Annotated in this window: 27 protein-coding genes; 11 read left to right on the forward strand and 16 right to left on the reverse strand. The window is 68.1% G+C overall.

Going from position 1 to position 22,770, the window contains the following annotated elements; genetic code table 11:
- Both RMO04_RS07975 and RMO04_RS07980 read right to left on the reverse strand, forming a co-directional pair.
- Positions 1 to 239 (reverse strand): response regulator (locus RMO04_RS07975; RefSeq protein WP_309644251.1); only part of this gene is annotated, 239 nt, incomplete at its 3' end.
- Entirely contained in the window at positions 236 to 715 is a 480-nt protein-coding gene (locus RMO04_RS07980) for a MarR family transcriptional regulator (RefSeq protein WP_309644252.1), read from the reverse strand. The genes RMO04_RS07980 and RMO04_RS07975, both read right to left, overlap by 4 nt.
- Positions 716 to 795: 80 nt before the next feature.
- On the opposite strand from RMO04_RS07980, the gene RMO04_RS07985 reads away from it, so the two are divergent.
- Positions 796 to 1,683: a branched-chain amino acid aminotransferase gene (locus tag RMO04_RS07985; RefSeq protein ID WP_309644253.1), complete on the forward strand. Its 888-nt coding sequence runs from the start codon at positions 796 to 798 to the stop codon at positions 1,681 to 1,683.
- Positions 1,684 to 1,745: 62 nt separating this feature from the next.
- On the opposite strand, the gene RMO04_RS07990 is transcribed toward RMO04_RS07985, so the two are convergent.
- The 5 genes from RMO04_RS07990 to RMO04_RS08010 all read right to left on the reverse strand — a co-directional run bounded on the left by RMO04_RS07990 (position 1,746) and on the right by RMO04_RS08010 (position 4,453).
- Positions 1,746 to 2,144 carry a hypothetical protein gene (locus RMO04_RS07990; protein WP_309644254.1) on the reverse strand — a complete coding sequence of 133 codons (399 nt, stop codon included), beginning with the start codon at positions 2,142 to 2,144 and terminating at the stop codon, positions 1,746 to 1,748.
- 70 nt (positions 2,145 to 2,214) lie between these two features.
- Positions 2,215 to 2,685, reverse strand: a complete 471-nt coding sequence (locus tag RMO04_RS07995; protein WP_309644255.1) for a hypothetical protein — start codon at positions 2,683 to 2,685, stop codon at positions 2,215 to 2,217.
- Between the two features lie 4 nt (positions 2,686 to 2,689).
- The gene (gene folB / locus RMO04_RS08000) at positions 2,690 to 3,103 is read right to left on the reverse strand and encodes a dihydroneopterin aldolase (protein ID WP_309644256.1); all 414 of its coding nucleotides are present in this window, start codon (positions 3,101 to 3,103) and stop codon (positions 2,690 to 2,692) included.
- A gap of 11 nt (positions 3,104 to 3,114) precedes the next feature.
- The gene (locus RMO04_RS08005; RefSeq protein WP_309644285.1) at positions 3,115 to 3,855 is read right to left on the reverse strand and encodes an SDR family oxidoreductase; all 741 of its coding nucleotides are present in this window, start codon (positions 3,853 to 3,855) and stop codon (positions 3,115 to 3,117) included.
- Positions 3,856 to 3,997: 142 nt separating this feature from the next.
- Positions 3,998 to 4,453, reverse strand: a complete 456-nt coding sequence (locus RMO04_RS08010; protein WP_309644257.1) for a DUF3617 domain-containing protein — start codon at positions 4,451 to 4,453, stop codon at positions 3,998 to 4,000.
- A gap of 134 nt (positions 4,454 to 4,587) precedes the next feature.
- Here RMO04_RS08010 and RMO04_RS08015 point away from each other — a divergent pair, with 134 nt between their 5' ends.
- From RMO04_RS08015 to RMO04_RS08035, 5 genes are all read left to right on the forward strand, one after another.
- The gene (locus tag RMO04_RS08015; RefSeq protein ID WP_309644258.1) at positions 4,588 to 5,523 is read left to right on the forward strand and encodes an SMP-30/gluconolactonase/LRE family protein; all 936 of its coding nucleotides are present in this window, start codon (positions 4,588 to 4,590) and stop codon (positions 5,521 to 5,523) included.
- A gap of 132 nt (positions 5,524 to 5,655) precedes the next feature.
- Positions 5,656 to 7,095, forward strand: coding sequence for an aldehyde dehydrogenase family protein (locus tag RMO04_RS08020; protein ID WP_309644259.1), 1,440 nt, complete (start codon positions 5,656 to 5,658; stop codon positions 7,093 to 7,095).
- Between the two features lie 197 nt (positions 7,096 to 7,292).
- A complete protein-coding gene (locus RMO04_RS08025) occupies positions 7,293 to 8,822 on the forward strand; it encodes a long-chain-fatty-acid--CoA ligase (RefSeq protein ID WP_309644260.1) in 1,530 nt (509 codons plus the stop codon).
- A gap of 21 nt (positions 8,823 to 8,843) precedes the next feature.
- On the forward strand, positions 8,844 to 9,779 hold the full coding sequence (locus tag RMO04_RS08030; protein ID WP_309644261.1) for an alpha/beta hydrolase: 936 nt from the start codon (positions 8,844 to 8,846) through the stop codon (positions 9,777 to 9,779).
- 61 nt (positions 9,780 to 9,840) lie between these two features.
- Positions 9,841 to 10,323, forward strand: coding sequence for a hypothetical protein (locus RMO04_RS08035; protein WP_309644262.1), 483 nt, complete (start codon positions 9,841 to 9,843; stop codon positions 10,321 to 10,323).
- A 13-nt stretch (positions 10,324 to 10,336) separates the two neighbouring features.
- Here RMO04_RS08035 and RMO04_RS08040 read toward each other — a convergent pair whose 3' ends face one another.
- Entirely contained in the window at positions 10,337 to 11,599 is a 1,263-nt protein-coding gene (locus tag RMO04_RS08040; protein WP_309644263.1) for an adenosylmethionine--8-amino-7-oxononanoate transaminase, read from the reverse strand.
- Positions 11,600 to 11,647: 48 nt separating this feature from the next.
- Between RMO04_RS08040 and bioF the strand changes: the two genes are divergently transcribed.
- Together bioF and bioD are read left to right on the forward strand one after the other, a co-directional pair.
- The gene (gene bioF, locus RMO04_RS08045; RefSeq protein ID WP_309644264.1) at positions 11,648 to 12,799 is read left to right on the forward strand and encodes an 8-amino-7-oxononanoate synthase; all 1,152 of its coding nucleotides are present in this window, start codon (positions 11,648 to 11,650) and stop codon (positions 12,797 to 12,799) included.
- Positions 12,800 to 12,801: 2 nt separating this feature from the next.
- Positions 12,802 to 13,458 (forward strand): dethiobiotin synthase, encoded by a 657-nt coding sequence (gene bioD / locus RMO04_RS08050; protein ID WP_309644265.1) that lies wholly within the window; start codon positions 12,802 to 12,804, stop codon positions 13,456 to 13,458.
- On the opposite strand, the gene nhaA is transcribed toward bioD, so the two are convergent.
- On the reverse strand, positions 13,455 to 14,639 hold the full coding sequence (nhaA, locus tag RMO04_RS08055) for a Na+/H+ antiporter NhaA (protein ID WP_309644266.1): 1,185 nt from the start codon (positions 14,637 to 14,639) through the stop codon (positions 13,455 to 13,457). The two genes, bioD and nhaA, sit on opposite strands and share 4 nt — an antisense overlap.
- A gap of 91 nt (positions 14,640 to 14,730) precedes the next feature.
- Here nhaA and RMO04_RS08060 point away from each other — a divergent pair, with 91 nt between their 5' ends.
- Entirely contained in the window at positions 14,731 to 16,143 is a 1,413-nt protein-coding gene (locus RMO04_RS08060) for a protein adenylyltransferase SelO family protein (protein WP_309644267.1), read from the forward strand.
- On the opposite strand, the gene RMO04_RS08065 is transcribed toward RMO04_RS08060, so the two are convergent.
- The 3 genes from RMO04_RS08065 to RMO04_RS08075 are packed head-to-tail and all read right to left on the reverse strand — an operon-like array spanning position 16,140 to position 18,489.
- On the reverse strand, positions 16,140 to 17,027 hold the full coding sequence (locus RMO04_RS08065; protein ID WP_309644268.1) for a DMT family transporter: 888 nt from the start codon (positions 17,025 to 17,027) through the stop codon (positions 16,140 to 16,142). The genes RMO04_RS08060 and RMO04_RS08065 overlap by 4 nt on opposite strands.
- Positions 17,020 to 17,850 (reverse strand): tRNA glutamyl-Q(34) synthetase GluQRS, encoded by an 831-nt coding sequence (gene gluQRS, locus RMO04_RS08070; RefSeq protein ID WP_309644269.1) that lies wholly within the window; start codon positions 17,848 to 17,850, stop codon positions 17,020 to 17,022. The genes RMO04_RS08065 and gluQRS overlap by 8 nt, the downstream gene beginning before the upstream one ends.
- Before the next feature lie 9 nt (positions 17,851 to 17,859).
- Complete coding sequence (locus RMO04_RS08075) at positions 17,860 to 18,489, reverse strand: TetR/AcrR family transcriptional regulator (RefSeq protein WP_309644270.1); 630 nt, start codon at positions 18,487 to 18,489, stop codon at positions 17,860 to 17,862.
- 772 nt (positions 18,490 to 19,261) lie between these two features.
- Here RMO04_RS08075 and RMO04_RS08080 point away from each other — a divergent pair.
- Together RMO04_RS08080 and RMO04_RS08085 are read left to right on the forward strand one after the other, a co-directional pair.
- Positions 19,262 to 19,822 (forward strand): HNH endonuclease, encoded by a 561-nt coding sequence (locus tag RMO04_RS08080; RefSeq protein WP_309644271.1) that lies wholly within the window; start codon positions 19,262 to 19,264, stop codon positions 19,820 to 19,822.
- Between the two features lie 251 nt (positions 19,823 to 20,073).
- Positions 20,074 to 20,697, forward strand: coding sequence for a PEPxxWA-CTERM sorting domain-containing protein (locus RMO04_RS08085; protein WP_309644272.1), 624 nt, complete (start codon positions 20,074 to 20,076; stop codon positions 20,695 to 20,697).
- Positions 20,698 to 20,759: 62 nt separating this feature from the next.
- Here the strand turns inward: RMO04_RS08085 and RMO04_RS08090 are convergent, their stop codons facing one another.
- From RMO04_RS08090 to RMO04_RS08105, 4 genes are read right to left on the reverse strand one after another with little or no spacing between them, the layout of a single operon-like run.
- Positions 20,760 to 21,026: a DUF1294 domain-containing protein gene (locus tag RMO04_RS08090; protein ID WP_309644273.1), complete on the reverse strand. Its 267-nt coding sequence runs from the start codon at positions 21,024 to 21,026 to the stop codon at positions 20,760 to 20,762.
- Between the two features lie 4 nt (positions 21,027 to 21,030).
- Entirely contained in the window at positions 21,031 to 21,666 is a 636-nt protein-coding gene (locus RMO04_RS08095) for a GNAT family N-acetyltransferase (protein ID WP_309644274.1), read from the reverse strand.
- Positions 21,663 to 22,226: a demethoxyubiquinone hydroxylase family protein gene (locus RMO04_RS08100; RefSeq protein ID WP_309644275.1), complete on the reverse strand. Its 564-nt coding sequence runs from the start codon at positions 22,224 to 22,226 to the stop codon at positions 21,663 to 21,665. Before RMO04_RS08100 ends, RMO04_RS08095 begins: the two co-directional genes overlap by 4 nt.
- Positions 22,223 to 22,738, reverse strand: a complete 516-nt coding sequence (locus RMO04_RS08105) for a disulfide bond formation protein B (RefSeq protein WP_309644276.1) — start codon at positions 22,736 to 22,738, stop codon at positions 22,223 to 22,225. The genes RMO04_RS08100 and RMO04_RS08105 overlap by 4 nt, the downstream gene beginning before the upstream one ends.
- Positions 22,739 to 22,770 lie beyond the last annotated feature (32 nt).

Raw genomic sequence — 22,770 nt, forward strand, 5'->3', positions numbered from 1 at the left:
CCCGCCGCGCCCTTGCGGTCCCGCAGCCATTTGGTCAGGGAGAACCCGTCCTCCCCCGGCATCATCACGTCGAACACCGCCAGGTCGAAGTCGAGGGTCTCCATCAATCGCCGCGCCGCCGCGCCGCCCGGCGCCGCGGTGACCCGAAACCCGTTGCGGGCCAGGAACTCCTTCAGCAGATCGCGGATGCGGTCGTCGTCGTCGACCACCAGCAGATGCCTGTCCTGGATGTCGGTCAAATCCCGCCTCCGCTGGGTTTCGTGCGGCCGCCGGCCAGGGCGCCCAGGATGCGCCGGGCGCCGGCCACCCCATCCAGCCCGCCGGTGCGATAGGACCGCGCGAGCTGAGTCCGCAGCCGTTCGGCGATCCGGCCCTCGAAGAGTTGGCCGGCGGCCGTCAGGATCGCCGTGCGCCGTCGCCCATCCAGGTCGCCCGAGGCTTTTTCAGCCAGGCCCTTGGCCTCGAGGTCGCTGAGGATGCGGCTGGCGGCCTGCTTCGACAGGCTGGTGAGATGCGCCAACTCCTGCACCCCGACGCCGGGACGCCGCCTCAGCAGGAAGGCCGCGCGCCAGTGGGAGCGGCCCAGGCCCAGGGCCTCCGCCTCCAGCCCGGCGTCGACGCCGGCCCACAACGAAGCTTCGGCCAGCAACATCAGCTCAAGCCCCGCATCCAGCTCTTCGTCGCGCAGGATTAGCCTAGGATCGGCGGCGGCCATCAAGTCCAAAGCCCATTTTGTTTGACCTGCGAAGCGCGGGAGTCTGTAAGGGGCCGGTATTGAAAGGAGGACTCTCCCTCATGTCTCTCGTGCCCTTTGACGACCGCGACGGATGGATCTGGCTGGACGGCCAGTTCGTGCCCTGGCGCGAGGCGACGGTGCACGTATTGACCCACGGCCTCCATTACGCCTCGGCGGTGTTCGAAGGCGAGCGGATGTACGGGGGAGAGATCTACAAGCTCACGGAACACACGCAGCGCCTGTTCCATTCGGCGGAGATCCTCGATTTCGAAATCCCGTTCACGGTGGCCGAGATCGATCAGGCCTGCAAGGACACCTGCGCCAAGAACGGCCTCACCGACGCCTATCTGCGGCCCATCGCCTGGCGGGGCTCGGAAATGATCGGGGTCAGCGCCCAGAACACCAAGATCCACGTGGCGATCGCGGTGTGGGACTGGCCCAGCTATTTCAAGCCCGAGGAGCGCGCCAAGGGCATCCGGATGTGCTGGGCCAAGTACAAGCGCCCCTCGCCGGAGACCGAGCCGGTCCACGCCAAGGCCACTGGCCTCTACATGATCTGCACCATCTCCAAGCACGCCGCGGAGAAGGCGGGTTACACCGACGCCATGATGCTCGACTACCGGGGCTACATCGCCGAGAGCACCGGTTCGAACGTGTTCTTCGTGCAGGACGGCGTGCTGCACACCCCGACGCCCGACTGCTTCCTCAACGGCATCACCCGCCAGTCGGTGATCGCTCTGGCCAAGGCCAGGGGCGTCACGGTGATCGAGCGCCACATCCGTCCGGAGGAGCTCTCGAGCTTCACGGAATGCTTCGTGGTGGGCACGGCCGCCGAAGTGACCCCAGTCGCCGAGATCGGCGAATACACGTTCACGCCGGGCGCGCTCTCGCTGGGCCTAATGGACGATTACGCGCGAATGGTGCGGCGGGAACTCGTCCCCGCCTAGGGGTCGCAAGTGACGAATTGGGCCGCCGATCCGCGAGGACCGGCGGCCTTTTTCATGGCGCCTTAGGCCAGCAGGGCGTCAGGGCGCGGGTAGGCGTCGCCGTTGGACAGGTGGATCAGGCCCACGACGCAGCGCACGGCGAACCAGATGCCGAGGACGCACCAGAGCAGTCCGGCCAGCAGCAGGATCGGAATGCCGATCAGGATGAACGACAGCACCACGCCGATCGCGGTCATGACGCCGAGGATCATGCTGGCCACCAGGGCGAGCCAGAATGTCCGGATCTGGAAGCGATAGTGCGAGGCCATGTTCGGGCTGGCGGTGTCGCGGTTCATGTAGGCGATCACCAGGCCGACCAGAATCGTGAGCCCGTTCACCAGGCCCAGCAGGTACAGACCATAGACGACAGCGGGAAGGGTGCGGTCTTCGGTCGTGCTGACGGTGGTTTCGGTGTGGCTCAATTTGGTCTCCTCGTTGGGTTGCTGAGGAATATGTGGGCCTTCTCGAGCCCCGCGCCACTTTAATTCTTGTTCATCCGCGCCCGCGGTCAAGCCACGGTAGGACGGCCGCGGCTAGAATCAGCACGAAGATCAGCCGCGACGCCAGAGCCACGCCCAGTGTCCAGGCGCCGCCCAGGGCCGCGAAGCCCAGCAGCGCCGCCGCGCCCAGCGCCATCAGGCCAATGATCCAGTAGACCGGCGCCGCGCCAAAGGCAGGCGGTCGGCGCACGGGGGCGTCGCCGCTCACGGCGGCCATGAACGTCTCGAAGCTGGCCGACCGGTCCTGCGGCCGCAGCCCCTCGTAGCTGAGGGCCGGGATCGTCAGCCGGCGGCGGCCGAACAGCAGGATCGCTCCGCGCTCGCCGCGCCGGACACCCTTCAGGTCCGCCAGCGGGAAGCGCCGCAGATGGCCGCCGCGCCGCTCGACGACGCAGTCGTCCTCCAGAGTCCAGACCGTCTCGGGTTGGATGGGGGAGAGCCTGGCGCTGTGGCTGACCGCCACTCGCCTAGCCTCGGACGACGGTGATCTCCACGCCCGCGGCCATGGCGTGCGGCGCGAGCGCCAGGGGCTTTTCCACCCGCACCCGGGCGCGCATGACCCGGGGGTCGGAAAGGCAGGCGCGGGCCAGGCGCTCGGCGAAGGCCTCGACGAGTTGGATGTGCCCTTCGGCGGCGATGGCGCGGGCGTGCTCGCCGATCATCTCGTAGTTGACCGTGTCGGCCAGGCGCTCGACGCCGACGGCGGGGACGTCCAGCTCCACGTCCACCACGAGGGGCTGGGCGCGGCCCTTCTCGTGGGCGTAGACGCCGATCTCGGCGTCGATCTTCAGGCCGGTGACGAAGATCTTCGTCATGACTGTACGGCCTTGCGGCGCGGCGATGGGTTCGGCAGGCGTCTCCTGGAGCGGCGAAAGGGCCAAGGTCTTGTCCTTCAGGTCAGGTGCTGGCCGGCGTCGACGGCGATCATCTGGCCGGTCACTGATGTGGCGTCAATCAGGTAGCGCAAGGCCTGGCCGATCTCGGACGGATCGACGGCGCGTTGGAGCAGGGTGGCCTCGACCTCGCGCTCGAAGTCGTCACCCTGTTGGTGGATCGAGGGCAACACCGGGCCGGGGCCGATCCCGTTCACCCGGATGCGTGGGGCCAGGCCCTTGGCCAGCATCTGGGTCGCGGCCCAGAGCGCGCTCTTGGAGAGCGAGTAACTGAAGAAGTCGGGCGTCGGCGCCAGCACGCGCTGGTCCAGAACGTTGACGATCTGACCTGTGCGATCGGCGGGCAGACGTCGGGCGAAGGCCTGGGCCAGCACCATCGGCGCGCGCAGATTGGTCTCCAGGTGGGCGTCCCAGGAGGCGCGGTTCATGGAGGTGAAGCTGTCGTCCTCGAACACCGAGGCGCAGTTGACCAACAGAGTGATGGGGCCGAGCTCGCCCTCGGCCTCTGCGACCAGGGGAGCGGTCGCCGCCTCCTGGCGCAGGTCGCAGGTGTGGATGGAGGCCTTGCGGCCGCGGGCGCGCACGTCGGCGGCGGCGGCCTGGGCGTCGTCGTCGACGGCCCGGACATGGATGGCGACGTCAAAGCCTGCGTCGGCGCAGGCCAGCACCAGGGCTCGACCGATCCGCCGCGCCCCGCCGGTGACCAGGGCCGCGCCGCGCTTGGTGTCGGTCGAGGTGATCTTAGTCGAGCCGGCCGAACTCGAAGACGTTCAGCGCGCCGATAACGACGAGAAAGGCGAGGACCATCAGGATCGCGGTCATGGGGGACTCCGAAAGTGTTGGTCGGGCTTTAGCGGCGCGGGGTGTGCTCCGCAAGGGTGGCTATTTGCGGCAGTCGCCCAGGCGGCGGCCGACGCTGGTGCTGGTCATGGTCATCGGCATGGCGCCGGTCATGGTCGCGCGGCCGGCGGCCGTGAAGCCGGTCGGCGTGAAGGTCCCGCTGCTGATCGTGTGGGTCGTGGTGTCCCCCTGCCGGCAAGTCATGTCGGAGTTCATCTTGCCGTTCGACATGGAGTACTTGTTGAAGGTGCAGGACTTGTCGCTCTTCAGCATGTCCTGCGGACCGCGCGCGGCCTCTTCGGGACTGATGCAGTGCTTCACCTTGATGGTCTTGCCGGTCATCATCTTGGCCACCATCGGCGGTCCGCCGTTGACCGCGTTGATGGTCACCGCGATCTCCCACTGGCCTGGGTTCACGCCGGAGGCCTGGGCCGACGCCGAGGCCGGCGCGATCAGCAGGGCGGCGCCGACCAGCGCCAGATGACGGATGCGGATCATGTGTCGGCTCCAAGTTGAAGGGCGCTTCTAGCCACGAAGAAAGCCGGACCCAAGATTTATCTGCGCGCGAAGAGTGACCTTGCGCGGGACCGCGCCGACGGGCCAGGGTCAAAAGAAACGCCTGAGGAAACGCCATGCCGCTGACCCCCATAGCGCCCAGCGCCTTCACGAAGATCGCGGTCGGCATCGACCGGCCGGAGGACGTGGTGGTGTCCCGAGACGGCCGCGTATTCGCCTCGGATCACCAGTGCGCGGTGGCTGAGATCTTCGCCGACGGGTCGTTCAAGCGACTAGGTCCCCGGAACGGCGCGCCCAATGGGATCAATCTGGATCGCCAAGGCCGGGTGCTGATCGCCAATTTCGGCATCTACGACCGGCAGGAAGGACCGCTGGAGCGGTTCGATCCGGCCACCGGCCTGCGCGAGACCCTGCTGGCCGAGGTGGGCGGCAAGCGGCTGACCAGCGCCAACTATCCGGTGGTGGACCGGGCGGGGAACATCTGGTGCGCCAACTCCACCCATGCCGAGACATGGCCCCAGGCCCTGGACGGGCGGACCGACGGCTTCATCTTCGTCCTGCGCCCGGACGGATCGAGCGACATCGTCGCTGAGGGCCTGAAGTTCCCCAACGGCCTGGCGCTGTCGGCCGACGACGGCTTCCTGTTCTGCGCCCAAACCAGCGGCGCCGACGTGATGCGGTTCGCTGTGTCGCCCGACGGCGCGCTGGGTCCTGGCGAACGCCATGGCCCGAAGTTGGGCCAGCTGCAGGAACCCGGCGGACCCCAGGTGGCCCAGGCCGACCTCGGCTATACCGACGGCGTCGGCATGGACGCTGAGGGAAACCTCTGGGTCTGCCTGCCGGGCGCCGACAAGGTGGTGGCGATCACGCCTTCCGGCGAGGTGGTCACCGTCATCCACGACCCGACGGGCGAGATCGTGAACCATCCGACCAACGTCACTTGGGGCGGGCCAGACCTGCTCGACCTCTATATCGGCTCAATTCGGGCCGACTATGTGCTGAAGGCCAAGAGTCCGGTTGCGGGACAGCCGCACATCCACCAGATGGCGTAGGCCAAGGCCCCGAACTCGATTTCCCTTAAGGAAGCCGGGATTGGGGCTTCCACAGTGATCGCCGATCACTAAAATGCTTGTTTGAAGCCGGCCTGCCGGCGCGACCATCAACGAACGATCCGGGAGGACGTCATGCGCGAGTACCTTAAGTTCTATATCGACGGGAAGTGGGTCGAGCCGGTGGAGCTGAAGACGCTCGACGTCATCAACCCGGCCAATGAAGAAGTCTGCGGCAAGATCGCCCTGGGCGGCGCCGCCGACGTCGACGCCGCGGTCAAGGCCGCGCGCAAGGCCTTCCCGGCCTGGTCGCAAACCACCCGCGAGGAGCGCCTGGACGTCCTGGGCCGTATCCTGGCGGAGTATCAAAAGCGCTTCGGCGACCTGGCCACGGCTGTCACCGAGGAAATGGGCGCCCCGGCGTCGCTGGCGCAACGCGCCCAGGTGCCGATCGGCATGGGTCACCTGGCCACCGCCGTGGAAGTGCTCAAGACCTTCAAGTTCGAGGAAGACCGCGGCCCGACCATGCTGGTCAAGGAACCGATCGGCGTCTGCGGCTTCATCACGCCCTGGAACTGGCCGCTGAACCAGATCGTCTGCAAGGTGGCCCCGGCCATCGCGACAGGCTGCACCATGGTGCTCAAGCCCTCGGAAGTGGCTCCCTTCTCGGGTCAGATCTTCGCCGAGATCATGCATGCCGCCGGCGTGCCCGCTGGCGTGTTCAACCTGGTGCACGGCGACGGCCTGGGCGTGGGCGTGCCGCTCTCCAGCCACCCGGAAGTCGACATGGTGTCCTTCACCGGGTCGACCCGCGCCGGCATCGAAGTGGCCAAGAACGCCGCCCCGACGGTCAAGCGCGTGGCCCAGGAATTGGGCGGCAAGAGCCCGAACATCATTCTGGACGACGACGTGCTCGCCAAGGGCGTGGCTCGCGGCGTGGCGACCATGATGACCAACTCCGGTCAGTCCTGTAACGCCCCGACCCGCATGCTGGTCCCCAAGGGCCGCATGGACGAGGCGATCACGGCGGCCCGCGAGGCGGTTTCGACCGTCACCGTCGGCGATCCGAACGGCAATTCCCAACTCGGCCCGGTGGTCTCCGAAGTTCAGTTCAACAAGATCCAGAAGCTGATTCAGGCCGGCATCGACGAGGGCGCGACCCTGGTCGCCGGCGGCGTCGGCCGCCCGGATGGCCTGGACAAGGGCTATTATGTGAAGCCCACGGTCTTCGCCAACGTCACCAATGAGATGACCATCGCCAAGGAAGAGATCTTCGGCCCCGTGCTGTCGATCCTTGGCTATGACAATCTCGAACAGGCCATCGATGTCGGCAACGACACCGAATACGGCTTGGCCGCCTATGTGAACGGCGCCGATCTCGACAAGGCCCGGCAGGTGGCATCGAAGCTGCGCGCCGGCCAGGTGTCGATCAACGGCGGCGGCGGCGACATGATGGCCCCCTTCGGCGGCTACAAGATGAGCGGCAACGGGCGCGAGTGGGGCGACTACGCCTTCCACGAGTTCCTTGAAACCAAGGCGATGCTCGGCTACGCGCCGAAGGTCGCCGCGGAGTAATATCGGTCTGGCTCCTCCCCCAGCGCGATCTGGGGGAGGTGGCTCGTCGCCCTATTCGGCGGCGAGACGGAGGGGGCTGAAGCCCACAGAAGGATTCGAAGTCCCCCTCGGTCGCCTAGCGGCGACAGCTTCCCCAGCGGGGGAGCATCTTTGTGACGTCACGTCGAACGGGGCGGGGCGTAGAGGTGGGAGGATTGATGGACCTCAATTGCGTCGCCGACGTCGCACGCCGTCACGCGGTGATCCGGCCCGACGCCCAGGCCCTGTGGTTCGAGGGCGAGGCGATCAGCTACGCCCAGTTCGACGCCCTGTCCTCGCAATGCGCCCAGGCTCTGTTGGCGGCGGGCGTCCAGCCCGGCGACCGGGTGGGGACGCTTTCCAAGGGCAACGCCGAGTTCTTCGTCCTGTGGTTCGGCTGCCTGAAGGCCCGCGCCTGCCTGACGCCGGTCAACTGGCGCCTGGCGCCGCCGGAGATCGCCTTCATCCTCAAGGACGCCGGGTGCCGGCTGATGGTGGTCGGCCCCGACTACGCCGAGACCATCGCGGGCCTGGACCTGCCCGACCTGGCCAAGGTCATACAGTTCGGACCCGACTTCCGCGCCTGGATCGCCGCCCAGCCGGCCACCGATCCCGGCCTCGCGGCCGTAGCCGACGACGATGTCATCCAACTCTACACCTCAGGCACCACGGGCCTTCCGAAAGGCGTCCAACTCACGGAAACCAACTACAAGGCCTGCTTCGAGGGCGCGACCCAGGTCTGGGGCCAGTTCGACGCGGACGACGGGGTGCTGGTCGCCATGCCCCTGTTCCACGTGGCCGGCGCCAATCTGGGCATGCTGTCCCTGCTGCAGGGCGCCCGCACGGTGGTGATGCGCGAGGTCGATATCGGCCTGTTGCTGAAGATGATCGAGGCGCACCGGATCAAGCACGCCTTCATGGCGCCGGCGATCATCAACATGGTGCTGCAGCACCCGGCCCAGGGCGAGGCCGATCTCTCCAGCCTGCGGCACATCTATTACGGCGCCTCGCCGATCTCCGAGGAGGTGCTGACCCGCGCTCAAGCGCGTTTCAACTCCGACTTCATGCAGCTCTACGGCCTGACGGAGACCATTGGCGGCGGAACCTACCTACCGCCCGAGGCGCACGATCCGGCCCTGGGCAAGCTGCGAGCCTGTGGCAAGCCGACGCCGGGCTACGAAATCCGCGTGCGTCTCGACGGGCGCGACGCCGAAACCGGCGAGGTCGGCGAGATCGAGATCCGATCGGCCGGGATCATGAAGGGCTATTGGAACCGTCCCGAAGCCACCGCCGAGGCGATCTGCCCTGAAGGATGGTTCAAGAGCGGCGACGCCGGGTTCTTCGACGCCGACGGCTACCTGTTCATCCACGACAGGGTGAAAGACATGATCGTCTCCGGCGGCGAGAACATCTATCCGGCCGAGGTGGAGAACGTGCTGATGGGTCATCCCCACGTGGCCGACGCCGCCGTGATCGGCGTGCCGGACGAGCGCTGGGGCGAGGCGGTGAAGGCCATCATCGTCCTGCGTCCCGGCGCCGAGGCCGACACGGCCTCGGTCATCGAACACTGCCGCGGCCAGATCGCCGGCTTCAAGTCGCCGAAATCCGTGGACTATGTGGCGGTCCTGCCGCGCAACCCTTCGGGCAAGGTGCTGCGTCGCGAACTGCGCGATCCCTATTGGCAGGGCCGGACGCGCAACGTCGGCTGAGTTTTCAAGGAAGGCTTTCCCATGGACCCCCACTTCAAGGCGATGATCGACGAACAGGCCGCCGCCGCGGCGGGCCAGGAGATGCCGCCCCTGGACGCCCTGCCGCCGGAAATGATCCGCGCCGGCTACCGCATGCAGCGCCAGGCCCAGAACCTGAACGCCCCCAAGGACGTGACGACAACCGACATCAAGGTCGACGGCGGGAATGGCCCGATCGGCGCGCGGCTCTACGTGCCGGCCGGAGCGGCCGCGACCACGCCAGGCCTCGTCTATTTCCACGGCGGCGGGTTCGCCATCGGCGACCTGGAAACCCATGACGGCCACTGCCGCCGGCTGGCGGCCTATTCCGGCTATCGGGTTCTGGCGGTCGACTACCGGCTGGCGCCCGAGCACCCATTCCCGGCTGGGCATGACGACTGCTTGGCGGCGACGGAGTGGGCCTTCGACCACGCCGCGGAGATCGGCTTCGATCCGACGCGCATCGCTGTCGGCGGCTGTTCGGCGGGGGGCAACCTGGCGGCCTCGATCTCCATCGACATGAAGCATGATCCCAAGCGCAAGCTCGCCTTCCAGCTCTTGCTCTATCCCGGCATCTGGCCGGATGAGGAGACCCAGTCGCGCAAGGATCTGGACGGTCCGATCCTGACCCGGGCGGCCATCGCCTGGTTCGACAAATGCCTGGCCGCCGCCGGCCACCCTCAGGGGCATCGCGCCAACCTGGGCGCGAAGGCTGACTTGGCTGGAACCCCGCCGGCCCTGGTGATCACCGCGGGCTACGATCCGCTGAAGGACGAGGGCCGCGACTACGCCGCGCGCCTCAACGCCGCCGGAGTGCAGGCCCAGCACGTCGAGTACAAGGACATGGTCCACGACTTCTACAGCATGGGCGACGTGTCGCCGGCCGTGGACGTGGCGACCAAGGAGACGGTGGCGGCGCTGAAGGCGGCGCTGGGCTAGGCGGCGCCTTGTGAGGTGGCATCTCCGCCAATACGCTCGGCTGAGTTGAGGGGGATTGGCGATGATTCGAGCCGCGGCGGCGATGATGTTGATTCTGGCGCTCTGGGCGCCGGCGTCCTTGGCGCGGGCCGGGGTTTATACCGATGATTTGGCCAAGTGCTTGGTCAGGTCGGCAAGCGACAGCGATCAGGAGGCGCTGGTCATCTGGGTGTTCGCCGCCATGGGATCGCACCCGAGCGTGCAGGCCTATTCCAGTATGACCGAGGTCCAGCGAGACGCCGCCACCAAGACAGCGGCCCAACTCATGCAACGGCTGGTGACTGTGGATTGCCGGACAGCATCCATCGACGCACTCAAGTACGAAGGCCCTTCGACGCTGGAGGCCGCATTCAAGGTGCTCGGCGAGGTCGCGATGCGCGGACTAATGGGCAATCCCAAGGTGGCGGCTGGCATGGCGCGCCTCGGGGACCACGTCGATAGCGCAAGTATTGAAGCCCTCTTCAAGGACGCCGGGATAGACCTGGGCGCCGGCAAGGCCAAATAGGCGTTTCCGCGGCTCAGGCGCCGACAACGTCGCGAATGGCTCCGGTCAGCCGCGCCAGCTCCTCGTCGGAGGTCACGAACGGCGGGGTCAGGTAGATGACCTTGCCCATGGGGCGGATCCAGCAGCCGAGCTCGACGAAGCGCGTGCAGAGCGCGCCGACCGCGACCGGTTCGGCGAACTCCACCACCCCGATGGCGCCGTAGGTGCGGACGTCGACGACGCCGGGCGCCTGGCGGCAGGGCTCCAGCCCCTGGGCCAACCCGGCCTGAATGCGAACGACGTCAGCCTTCCAGGCGCCGGTCTCGAAGAGGTCGAGGCTGGCGTTGGCCGCCGCGCAGGCCAGCGGGTTGCCCATGTAGGTCGGGCCATGCATCAGGGCCGCGCCCGGATCGTCGGACCAGAAGGCGTCGAACACCGGCCGCCGTGCGATCGCCGCCGACAAGGGCAGGGTCCCGCCGGTCAGCGCCTTCGACAGGGTGACGATATCGGGCACCACGCCTGAGCCCTCGCAGGCGAAGAGATCGCCGGTGCGGCCAAAGCCCACGAAGATCTCGTCGAAGATCAGCAGGACGCCGTGCTTGTCAGCCAGGCGGCGCAGGGTCCGCAGCACCGCATCGTCGTGGAACAGCATGCCGCCGGCGCCCTGGACGCGGGGCTCGACGATGATGGCCGCGATCTCCGCGCCCTGCGCGGTGAGCAGAGCCTCCAGCGCGGCCTCGGAGGCCGCGTCGGTCGGCAGGGCGGCGATGTGCTGGGCGGGCATGACCCCGGCGAACAGCCCGTGCATCCCCTCATCGGGGTCACAGATGGTCATCGTGGCCAGGGTGTCGCCGTGATAGCCGCCGAGGAAGCTCAGGAACCGCGTGCGGCCCGCCACGCCCCGGTTGATCCAGAACTGCAGCGCCATCTTCATGGCGATCTCGACGGCCACCGAGCCGCTCTCGGCGAAGAACACATGGTCCAGGTCGCCGGGCAGCAGCTTTGCCAGGCGCGCCGCCAGCCGATAGGCCGGTTCATGGGCCAGGCCGCCGAACATCACGTGCGGCGCGCGTTCGAGCTGGGCGGTCACCGCCGCGCGGATGTGCGGATGGTTGTAGCCGTGGCAGGCCGTCCACCACGAGGCGATGCCGTCCACCAACTCGCGGCCGTCCTCGAGGACGATCCGGGCGCCTTCCGTCCGCGCGACGGCCAGGGGCGGCGGGGCGGTCTTCATCTGACAGTAGGGGCGCCAGACGTGGGCCGCGCCCTGGGTGAGCCAATCGGGGGGAATTGTCATCGTGGGCGGCTTTAGCCCAGGCCCAACCTCGTGCATACCGCACGCCGCATGACCGACAGTCTCACCGCCTTCGCCGCAGACAAACTCGCCGCCCTAGAGGTGCGCAGCCTACGCCGGACCCTGGTCCCAACCCACCGCCTGGATGGTTTGTGGGTCCAACGCGGAGGGCGGCGGCTGTTGTCGTTCTCCTGCAACGACTATCTCAACCTCTCGCACCATCCGGCGGTGAAGGCCGCCGCGATCCGCGCGGTGGAGGAACACGGTGTCGGGGCGGGGGCCTCGCGCCTGGTGACCGGCGACCATCCGCTGCTGACCGAGCTGGAAGACCGGCTGGCGGCGTTGAAGGGCTATGAGGCGGCCTGCGTGTTCGGCTCGGGTTACCTGGCCAACAGCGGCGTCATCCCGACCATCATGGGGGCCGGAGATCTGATCTTGGTCGACGAACTGGCCCACGCCTGCATCTGGGCCGGGTCGCAACTTTCGGGCGCCGCGGTGGTCGCCTTCCGGCACAACGACATGACCGATCTCGCGGCCAAGCTCGTGGAATTTCGGGGGCGAGCGGCGCGTGCGTTGATCGCCACCGACGGCGTGTTCTCCATGGACGGGGACCTCGCGCCGCTGGACCAGATCAGCGTGTTGACCGAGGCGCACGAGGCCTGGCTGCTGGTCGACGACGCCCACGGCCTGGGGGTGGTGGGAGGTGGTCGAGGCACGACCGCCATGTTCCCGACCGCGCGGGTGGACCTCGCCATGGGCACCCTGTCCAAGGCCATCGGCGGCTACGGGGCCTATGTCTGCGGCAGCGCCCCGGTGGTCGACCTGCTGAAGACCCGCGCCCGGACCCTGGTCTATTCGACCGGTCTGCCGCCCGCGAACGCCGCCGCTGCCCTCTGCGCGCTCGATATCATCGCCGCTGAGCCCGAGCGGGTGGCCGCCCCCTTGACCAAGGCCCGGCGATTCACCCGCGCGCTCAACCTGCCCGCGGCGACCAGCGCCGTGGTTCCCATCGTGATCGGCGCGGCCGACGCCGCCCTGGCCGCCGCCGCCGCGCTGGAGGCGCAGGGGTTCCTCGCCATCGCCATCCGGCCGCCAACCGTGCCCGCCGGGACCGCCCGCCTGCGCCTGGCTTTCACCGCCGGCCATCCCGACGCCGAGGTCGATCGCTTGGCCGACGCCATCCGTCCGTTGATCGGAGCCTGACCATGCGCGGCCTGTCCATCACCGGCGCCCACACCGATGTGGGTAAGACCTATGTGGCCTGCGCCCTGATCCGCGCGGCTGTGGCGCAGGGCCGGCGGGTCGGCGTGCTGAAGCCCGTGGTCAGCGGGTTCGACCCCAACGACTGGGCCGAGAGCGACCCGGGGCGGCTGCTGCGGGCCCTGGGCCTCGCGCCGACCGAGGCGTTGCTGGACGCCGTCTCGCCCTTGAGGTTCCGCGCGCCGCTTTCCCCGCCCATGGCCGCCAGGGCGGAGGGGAGGACCCTGGCTTATGCCGAGGTGGTGGAGGCCTGCGCGCCGTTCCTGGCCGACACCCAGGCAGACTTCAAGATCTTGGAAGGCGCCGGCGGGGTCATGTCGCCCATCGCCGAGGATGGGCTGTGCGCCCATCTGCATGCGGAGGCGGGGCTGCCGGCGGTCCTGGTCGGCGGGTCCTATCTGGGGGCGATCAGCCACACCCTGACCGCCATCGCCGCGCTGCAAGGCTTCGGCATCCCGCTGCACGCGGTGGTGATCAGCCAGAGCCCCGATCCGGATGCGCCGGACTTCGAACAGACCGTGGAAAGCGTGGAACGGTTCGCCAACCTGCCGGTGGTCGCCGCTCGCCGGGGCGAGGAGCGTTGGGCGCGCGAGCTGCTCTAGGTCTCGGCGTCGCGTCTCCGCTGGGCCAGCGCCAGGACGGCCATCCCCACCAGGGCCGACAGCACCGACCCCACCACCACGCCGATCCGCACCTGGGTCTGGGCGGCCATGTCGCCCGGATCGAAGGCCAGCCCGCCGATGAACAGGCTCATGGTGAAGCCCACGCCGCACAGCAACGACACGCCGTAGAGTTCCAGCCATTTCGTGCCGGTCGGACGGCGGGCGATCTTCAGGCCGATGGCGAGCGCGCCGATCCCGAACACGCCAATCTGCTTGCCGACGAACAGACCCAGCGCGACGCCTAGCGGAACCGGGCCAAACAGGGCGTCCAGCGACAACCCCTGAAACGAAAACCCGGCGGCGGCGAAGGCGAACAGCGGCAGGATCAGGAAGGCGACATAGGGGTGAATGCTCTCCATGAAGTGCTTGAGTGGCCCCTCATGGCCAGGCTTGCGCGGGTCGATGGGGATGGTCATGGCCGCGGCGACGCCAGCCAGGGACGTGTTGACCCCGCTCTTCAGGGTGAAGGCCCAGGCCAGGGCGAAGCAGGCGGCGTAGAAGAGGTAGGGCGCGGTCTTCCAGCGCGACATCAGGGCCATTAGGGCGATGGCCGCCGCGGCGCCACCCAGCGCGTAGAGATTGACCTTGGCGGTGAACAGGATGGCGATCAGGGCCACGGCCCCCAGGTCGTCGGCGATGGCCAGGGTCAGCAGGAAGACGCGCAGGGCCGGGGGAAGCCTGGGCCCCGCCACGGCCAGGGCGGCCAGGGCGAAGGCGATGTCGGTGGCGACCGGGGTCGGCCAACCCTGGGCCGCGCCGTCGACGCCCAGATTGAACGCCAGGTAGATCGCCGCCGGAATCACCATGCCGCCCAGCGCCGCCAGCACCGGGAGGGCGAGGCGACGCGGATTGGACAGCTCGCCGCGGAGGATCTCGTATTTGATTTCCAGGCCGACGACGAAGAAGAAGATCGCCATGAGCCCGTCCTTGATCCACTTCAGGACCGACTTGGTCTCGTCGAAGGCGCCGATCTGCAGGGTGATCGGGTGTTGGATGAAGGCGAAATAGCTCTCCGACCACGGAGAGTTGGCCAGCAGGATGGCCACCAGGGCTGCGCTGGCCAGGATGACGCCGGAGGCCGTTTCGGTCCTCAGGAATTCGAGGGTGAGTTTACGCGCCATCCGGCTCGGTTAGCATGGCCCCGGGCCGCTCGTCAGCAGAACTCGACACGGAGGGGTTGCCGCCGGCGCCCGCCGGGGTCATCTGGACGCCATGCCCGTTTCCCCGGCCTACCGCCCCGACCCGCGCGTCCAGGAACTGGGCCCCGATTTCGCCGACCCGGCCACCGCCGCGGACTTCCCGATGACCCTGCTGCGCTTCCGCAACGATCGCGCCGCGGCGAGCGTCGGCCTGGAAACGCTGACCGACGAGGAGTGGGTCGCCCACTTCGGGCGCTTTCAACCCTTGCCGGGCAATCTTCAGACGCCCCTGGCGCAGCGGTATCACGGCCATCAGTTCCGCGTTTACAACCCCGACCTCGGGGACGGCCGCGGCTTCTCCTTCGCCCAGATGCGCGAGGTCGGGACCGATCGTCTCCTGGAGCTGGGGACCAAGGGGTCGGGTCAGACGCCCTGGTCGCGCCAGGGCGATGGACGGTTGACGCTCAAGGGCGGCGTGCGCGAGGTGCTGGCCACGGCCCTGCTTGAGGCCTTGGGGGTTCCGACCTCGAAGTCCTTCTCGCTGATCGAGACCGGCGAGCCGCTGATGCGCGGCGACGAGCCAAGCCCGACGCGGTCCTCGGTGCTGGTTCGCCTGTCCCACAGCCATGTCCGCTTCGGCAGCTTCCAGCGCCACGCCTTCCACCAGAAGCCGGAGCGGATCGGCGCCCTCGTCGACCATGTGGTCGAGCTCTACTATCCGGAGCTCGCGAACGCGCCCGATCGGGGGTCGGCCTTGCTGGGCGCGGTGGTCCAGCGGGTGGCGACCCTGGCCTCGCGCTGGATGGCGGCGGGCTTCGTCCACGGGGTGCTTAACACCGACAATATGAACATCACCGGCGAAAGTTTCGATTACGGCCCCTACCGGTTCTTGCCGCGGAACGACCCCAACTTCACCGCCGCATATTTCGACTCCTCCGGGCTCTACGCGTTCGGCCGGCAGCCCGAGGCGGTGTTCTGGAACCTGCAGCAGCTCGCCGGCGGCCTGTCGCTGGTCAGCCCCCAAGAGCCGCTGGTCGAGGCGCTGAACGGCGTCGGCCCGGCCTATCGCGAGGCCCTGGCCCGGGCGATGCTGGCGCGGCTGGGGCTGAAGCGCCGCTCGGCCGATGAGGACGTGGCGCTGGTAAATCAGGCCTTCCGCGCGATCTCGGTGGGCGGCGAGCGGCTGCGCTGGGAGCCGTTCTTCTTCGACTGGTTCGGCGGCGAGGACCGGGCGCTGGCCAGCGCGCGGGCCGACATCTACGCCGACGAAGGGTTCGCCGAGTTCCGGGGTTTGCTGAAGGCCTATGAGCCGGATCGGCCCGAACGTCTTTCCGCGGACTATTTCTCACGGGTGGAACCCGAAGAGCTGCTCTACGACGAGATCGAGGCGATCTGGGCGGCCATCGACGCCCGCGACGACTGGGCGCCGTTCCACGCCAAGCTCGACGCCATCGAGGTCGCCCGTCTCGCCTACGGACTGGGCTAGGTCTTCGGTCGCGAGGCCATCTGGGCGAGTACGACCCCGCCCAGCGCGACGCCGGCGCCCAGAGCCTGGATGGGCCCCAGGGCTTCAGCGAACAGCATCCAGCCCAGTATGGCGGCGACCACAGGTTGGACCAGGACCACCACGGAGGCGGTGGCCGCCGGCAGGCGTCCCAGCGCCCAGGCGATGGAGCCCTGTCCCGCCACGTGCATGAGCCCCAGGGCCACGCAGGCCGCCCAGCCTCCGGCGCTGGCCGGCAGCAGGTCCTCGCCCAGCAGTAGGGCCGCGATCAACAGCAGCGGCGCGCTGGCCACCCCTGACCAGAACATGATGCGGGTGGCCCCCACGGTCTGGCGCGCCGCGCTGATCGCCAGGAAATAGAGCGCGTACCAGACCGCCGTCATCAGGGAGAAGGCGTCGCCCAGAGGCGGATTGGCGCCAGGCGCGTTGGCCCCGCGCCCGACCGCCATCAGCCAGGCGCCGCCGACCGCCAGGGCCACCGCGGCCACGAACAGGTTCCTGGGCCGCTGCTTGAACACGACCCAGGCGACGGCGGTCACCGCCACGGGCGTCAGGTTGGTCAAGACCGTGGCGTTGGCCACCGAGGTGAAGGCGATGCCGTAGTGCCAGAAGGCCAGGTCCAGGGCGAAGGCCAAGCCGGCCAGCAGGGCGAGCCGTGGCGCGGCGCCGGGCCCCCCGTCGGTCTTCCGCACCATGAGCGCGAGGAGGGGCAGGGCGAAGGCGACGCGCCAGAACCCCACCGCGGCCGGACCCGCGTCGGCCAGGCGTACCAGGATCGGGCCCACGCCGATGATCGCGGCGCCCGCCACCAGCACAGCCAGGGCCTTCAGGTGTCGGGTGTCGGTCGTGGCGGACGCCTCAGTCAAAGCCCAGCTCCCGCCGCAACGCCACCGGCGTCATGCCGCTGGCCCTCAACTCCGCCAAGGTCTGGGCCCGGTCGCGCTTGGCGTAGCGCTTTCCGTCCGGTCCGCTCAACAGGGCATGATGGCGATAGACTGGGGTGGGCAGGTCCAGCAAGGCCTGGAGCAGCCGCTGGACATGGGTCGCCTCGAAGAGGTCGATCCCGCGGATCACATGGCTGATCGCCTGAAGGGCGTCATCGACGACGACGGCCAGATGATAGGCCACGCCCACATCCTTGCGCGCCAGGACCACATCGCCGCCCAAGGTGGGATCGGCCTGAACCTCGCGGCCAAGGCCTTCCTCGAAAAATCTCAGGGTCTTGAAGCCGCCCAGGGCCTGTTCGGCGGCGTCCAGCGACAGGCGCCAGGCGAAGGCCTCGCCCTTGGCCAGGCGCGCGGCCTCCTCGGCGGCGGAAAGCGGTTCGCCGCGCCAGGTCTCCATCGCGCCGTGCGGGGCGCGGGCGATATCGTCGGCGATCTCCCTGCGGGTGCGGAAACAGCGATAGGTCAGGCCGCGCGCGGTCAGGCCCTCCAGGGCGGCGTGATAGTCCTGAAGGTGGTCGGATTGCCGACGGACCGGGGTTTCCCAGTCCAGGCCCAGCCAGGCCAGGTCCTCGAGGATCGCCGCCTCGAACCGCGGCCGGCATCGGGTGGCGTCGATATCCTCGATCCGCAGGACGAAACGCCCGCCCGCCTCGCGCGCCGCCCGATGGGCGGTGAGCGCCGAAAAGGCGTGGCCGCGATGCAGCTGGCCGGTGGGGGAGGGGGCGAAGCGGGTGCTGAACACCCGTGAGACTTAGCGGGGCTGGGCGGCGGCGAAAATGCCGAGGTGCTGGAAGGTGGCGCGAATGAAGGCCTCCTCCCCGCCGAGAGCGACCTTGAGGTGATCGAACATCTTGAAGCTGATCATCTCGGCCATGCCGTGGGCGGCGCACCAGGCCGCGTTGGTGGCCAACTCCAGGTCGATCTCGTTGGTCACGTCGGCGCCGGCCTCGATGAAGGTGTCCCGAACCTGGCAATAGGCGCTGTCGTTTTCCATGTGGGCGTGGTCGGGGAGCTCTTCCTTGTCGCGCGAGGAGTCGTACATCACGCGGTAGAGCGCCGGATTGGCCTGGGCGAAGCGGACGTAGGACACGCCCAGACCGGTCAGCTTATCCTGGATGGTGGTCGCCTCGGCCTTGGCCTTGGCCATCTGGGCGTTCAGCATGTCCCAGCCTTCGTGCGCCACGGCGTCCAGCAGCTCACCCTTGTCCTTGAAGTGATGATAGGGCGCGGCCGGACTGACCCCCGCCTCCCGCGCCACGGCGCGCAGCGAAAGGGCCGTGGGCCCTTCGGACTCCAGCAGGCGGCGGGCCGCGTCGATCAGCGCGCGGCGTAGATCGCCGTGGTGATAGGGGCGGTTTTCGGCGACGACAGTTTCTCTCATCACGGTCACTCTAAATCTGAATCTGGACGGCGTAAAGATCATCTTGACGCCGTTCAGATCGGTGCTATCTTAGCATTGTTCAAATAAGAAACGCCCCCGCTCCCCCGGGGTTCAAACTGAAAGGTGTGTGTCATGTCTCTCGCTGGTCTCTCCAACTTCGAACGGCTCTTCGACCGGATCGCCCCCGCGTTCTTCCTGGCCCTGGGTCTGGGTGTCGCCGCCGCCACCATGGCGCTCGGCGCTTAAACCTCCAAGCCGATCGAAAGATCGAAGGGGGCCCTCGCGGGCCCCCTTTTTGTTGCCCGGCGCAACTCATACATTTTTGAATGCCTTACATTGTAAAATGTATCTGTACATTGCTCAGATAAGAGCTATCTTAGCGTTGTCCAGATGGACACGGGGCCGGCGCAGCCGGATCCCAGATTTGAAAAGAGGAATGAAACCATGACTGCGCTCTCGAACCTCGGCCGCTTCTTCGACGCCACCGTCGCCGTCGCCTTCGTCCTGATCAGCCTGAGCCTGGCCGGCGCCACCGCGGTTGTCGGCGTCTAATGCCCTGCGATCCTGCCCCGTCCACGGCCTGATCCCCCAAGCCGTGTGACGGGGTGATGTGCTCCTGGTCATGGAGCTGTCTCGAAAACTCCCCTATAATTCGTGGGTCGCCAGAATCGCCGTCCGGGGATTCGAGGACGACCAGATCGCGAAAGGGGGCCCGTCTTCAGTCTCTACGCGTACGCCATAGGCGCGGATCCGCGCCGACGGAGGATCAGCCATGCAGGTGCTTAGTCACCCGCCGAATGGCTGGCCCTGTCTCGTGCTGAACGCCGACTTCCGGCCGCTCAGCTATTATCCGCTGTCCCTCTGGCCCTGGCAGGAGGTGATCAAGGCGGTGTTCCTCGATCGGGTGGATGTTGTCTCCACCTACGACCACGAGGTCCATTCCCCCTCCTTCGCCATGCGCCTGCCCAGCGTGGTCTCGCTGAAGCACTACGTGCCACAGGATCGGCCCCCGGCCTTCACGCGGTTCAACCTGTTCCTGCGCGACGCCTTCACCTGCCAGTATTGTCACGCCGGCGACGATCTGACCTTCGACCATGTGGTGCCCCGCTCGCGCGGGGGGCGCACGACCTGGGAGAACATCGTCACCGCCTGCGCCCGCTGCAATCTGCACAAGGGCGGGCGAACTCCGCACGAAGCCCATATGCACCCATTCAACAAGCCTAGGCGCCCAACAGCCCACGAGCTGCAGGACCGCGGCCGCAAGTTCCCGCCGCATCACCTGCATCAGAGTTGGCTGGACTACCTCTACTGGGACATCGAGCTGGAGGCCTAGCGGGCAGGCGATACCGGAGCCCATGAGACAGCCCTACGTCGTCTACGGATCTGAATGTCGGGATACTGAGATTTCAAGGTGGTCGACAGACGTTCTTCTGAGACGGGATCTTGTCTACTAAAGGGGGATTCTTGAAATCAGGGTCGAATCCAATTGCCCCAAAGTGGCCACAATGCTTAAACGTGGTTAACGGGATAGGCTAACACCCGGGGTACGAATGGCGCGTGGACGCGCGCATTCCGGAGGGTCACATGAACTTCAAACCGATCGCAGCCGCCGCGCTGCTCGCCGTCGCCGCCTGGGGTTCCAGCGCCTCGGCCACCGTCGTCCTCTACGACAACTTCGACGGCGAAGGCCCCGGCGACGATCTGGTCTGGAACGGCGACTCCGTCTTCGTTCCGACGAGCCCGCCCAGCTCGGTCGACCTGATCGGCGTCGGCGGCTCCTATGACTTCCTGCCGGGCAACGGCAGCTATCTCGACCTGGACGGCAGCTCGGGCAGCGGCCTGAACCCGGCCGGCGAAATCACCTCGATCTCGTCCTTCGGCGCCGGCACCTACACCCTGACCTTCCTGCTCGCCGGCAATCAACGCGGCGCGGCGAACCAGACCACCAAGATCACGTTGGGCGACTGGACGACCTCCATCAACCTGGCGTCCGGCGCGGGCTTCGCGGCCCAGGCGTTCACCTTCACCACCACGGGTGGCAGCCTGGTCTTCACGGAGATGGGCCCGAGCAACCAACAGGGTAACCTCCTCGACGAGGTGAAGCTGTCGGCGGTGCCGGAACCGACGACCTGGGCGATGATGATCGTGGGCTTCGGCCTGACGGGCTCGATGGTGCGCAGCGCGCGTCGCAAGCAAGCCTTCGCCTGACCTGATCTAGCGATCCAAGGGAAGCGCCGCCGGGTCATTACCGGCGGCGTTTTAATTTGGGGCTAGTCCGGCGCCCGCCCGGTGATGGCGGGGCCGACGGTTTCCGGGACGCCGACGATCCCGGGGAGCCCAGTTGCGAACGGCTGCTTGCGGGTCTTGTGGCGGAAGAGCTGCTGGGCGGCGACCGCGCCCAGGCTGCCGCCCGCCGCGGCCAGGGTGAGCAGGGTCCGCTCGGAAATGCGTTCGACGCCGCGCCGGGCCGACGACTTGTCCCAGCCCATGGCCGCGAAGGCCGCGACATTGATCACGGCGAGATAGAGCAGGATCACCGGCTCAGCTCGGATCGCGCCACATGGCCCACAGCTTTGGGGACCCGGGCATGGGCTGGATCTCCTGGGTCACCTCGAAGCCGTGCCGGCGATAGAGCGGGACATTGGCCGGACTGGAACTCTCGAGATAGGCCGGCAGGCCCACCGCATCGACGCGCTCCAGGCCCGCGGCCAGCAGGCGCGAACCGGCGCCGTGACCCTGAGCCTGCGGCCGCACCCCGATGAACCACAGATAGGCATGGGGGCGATCCATGGGATGGTTCTTGTCCATGGCCGCGCGCATGGCCGCCATCCGCGAGAGCCGCGCGAAGCCGCAGGCCGCCAGTATGGTCGGGATCACACGAAGCTCGTCGGCCAGGGACGACGGCCCCAGGCTCTCCGACGGAAGCCAGATCGAGGCCGCGCCGCCGGTCGCTGGCCGCAGCACCTCGCCGTCGGCCAGCGCCATGCCGACCAGGCGCTTGAACAGGCTCAGCCGCGCAGCGTCGCGCCTGGCGTCGGCGCGCATGAACCAGTCGAACATCGGGTCGGTGGCGAAGGCGGCCGACAGGTCGTCGGCCACGTCGGCGAGATCGGCCGCGGTGGCCCTGACCGGCGTCTCCGACCCGCGGCGCAGGGCGATGATCTCGTCCTCGGTCACAGCTTCTCGCTGATCTTGATGGCGGCGCGGCATCCCGCCCGAATCACCGCAGCCAGCACCGGATAGCCTGGCGCGTCGCGAGCGCCTTCCTCCACGGCTTGGTCGCGGTGAGCCAGCTCCTCGTCGCGGAACTTGGACAGCTCGGCCGCCAGGCCCGGCTCGCGCTCCGCCAGTTCGGCGATCTGGCCGGCATAGTGTTCCTCGATCACCGTCTCGACCGCCTCGGTGCAGGCGTGGGCGGCCTTCGCTCCCAGCAAGGCGGTTCCCGCCCCGAGCGCGAAGCCCGCCACTCGCCACAGCGGGGTCATGACCGTGGGCCGCACGCCACGCTCGGTCAGCAGTTTGTCGAACCGCGCCAGATGCACGGCCTCGTGGCCTTCCATCTCATCGAGTTGACCGGCGATCCGCTCATGGCCCGGGGCTTGGCCCAGCACCGCGCGCTGGCCGCGATAGATGTGGACGGCGCCCAACTCGCCCGCGTGATCGACCCGCAGGATCTCGGCCAGCCGCGCACTCATGGCGCCGGCGCCGGGGCGGGGCGGGATCGGCTTGGCGCTCATGACTTGGCCCGTTCGTGGCGTACCGCCAGCAGGCTGAGGATCGCGAGCTTCAGCGACACCAGGGCGTTCCACCCGGCCATCGAAAGCCCCAGGAACACCCAGGCGGCCTCATCGCAGGCCGGCGGCTTGATCTTGGCGCCGTTCAGTAGAGCGGCCATGTCGCTGGCGCTGACCGCGCCGCCGGTGCTGGCGCAGGCGGTGGGGCCCGGCCAGAACTTCCACTCCGCCCCGGCGTGATAGACCGCCACCCCGACGCCCACGGCGAAGATCCCCGCCAGCAGGCCATTGAACGCGGCGCGGAAACGCGCGCCATTCTGCGTCCGCACCACCAGCATGCCCGCCAGCGCCGCGGCCGCGGCGACCCAATAGACCTCCCGAGCCCTTAGGCAGAGCGTACAGGGAGCCAGGCCGCCGAATGTCTCGAAGGCGTGCGCGATGGCCAGCATCAATAGGGATGACGCGAGCGCGGTCAGCCGCCAGCGTTCGAGGAAGGGGGTCAGCAATCTGCTCATGGCCGCTGATATGACCCTAAAACCGCCGCCGG

It is taken from the genome of Phenylobacterium sp. (assembly GCF_031412415.1).
GTDB lineage: Bacteria > Pseudomonadota > Alphaproteobacteria > Caulobacterales > Caulobacteraceae > Phenylobacterium.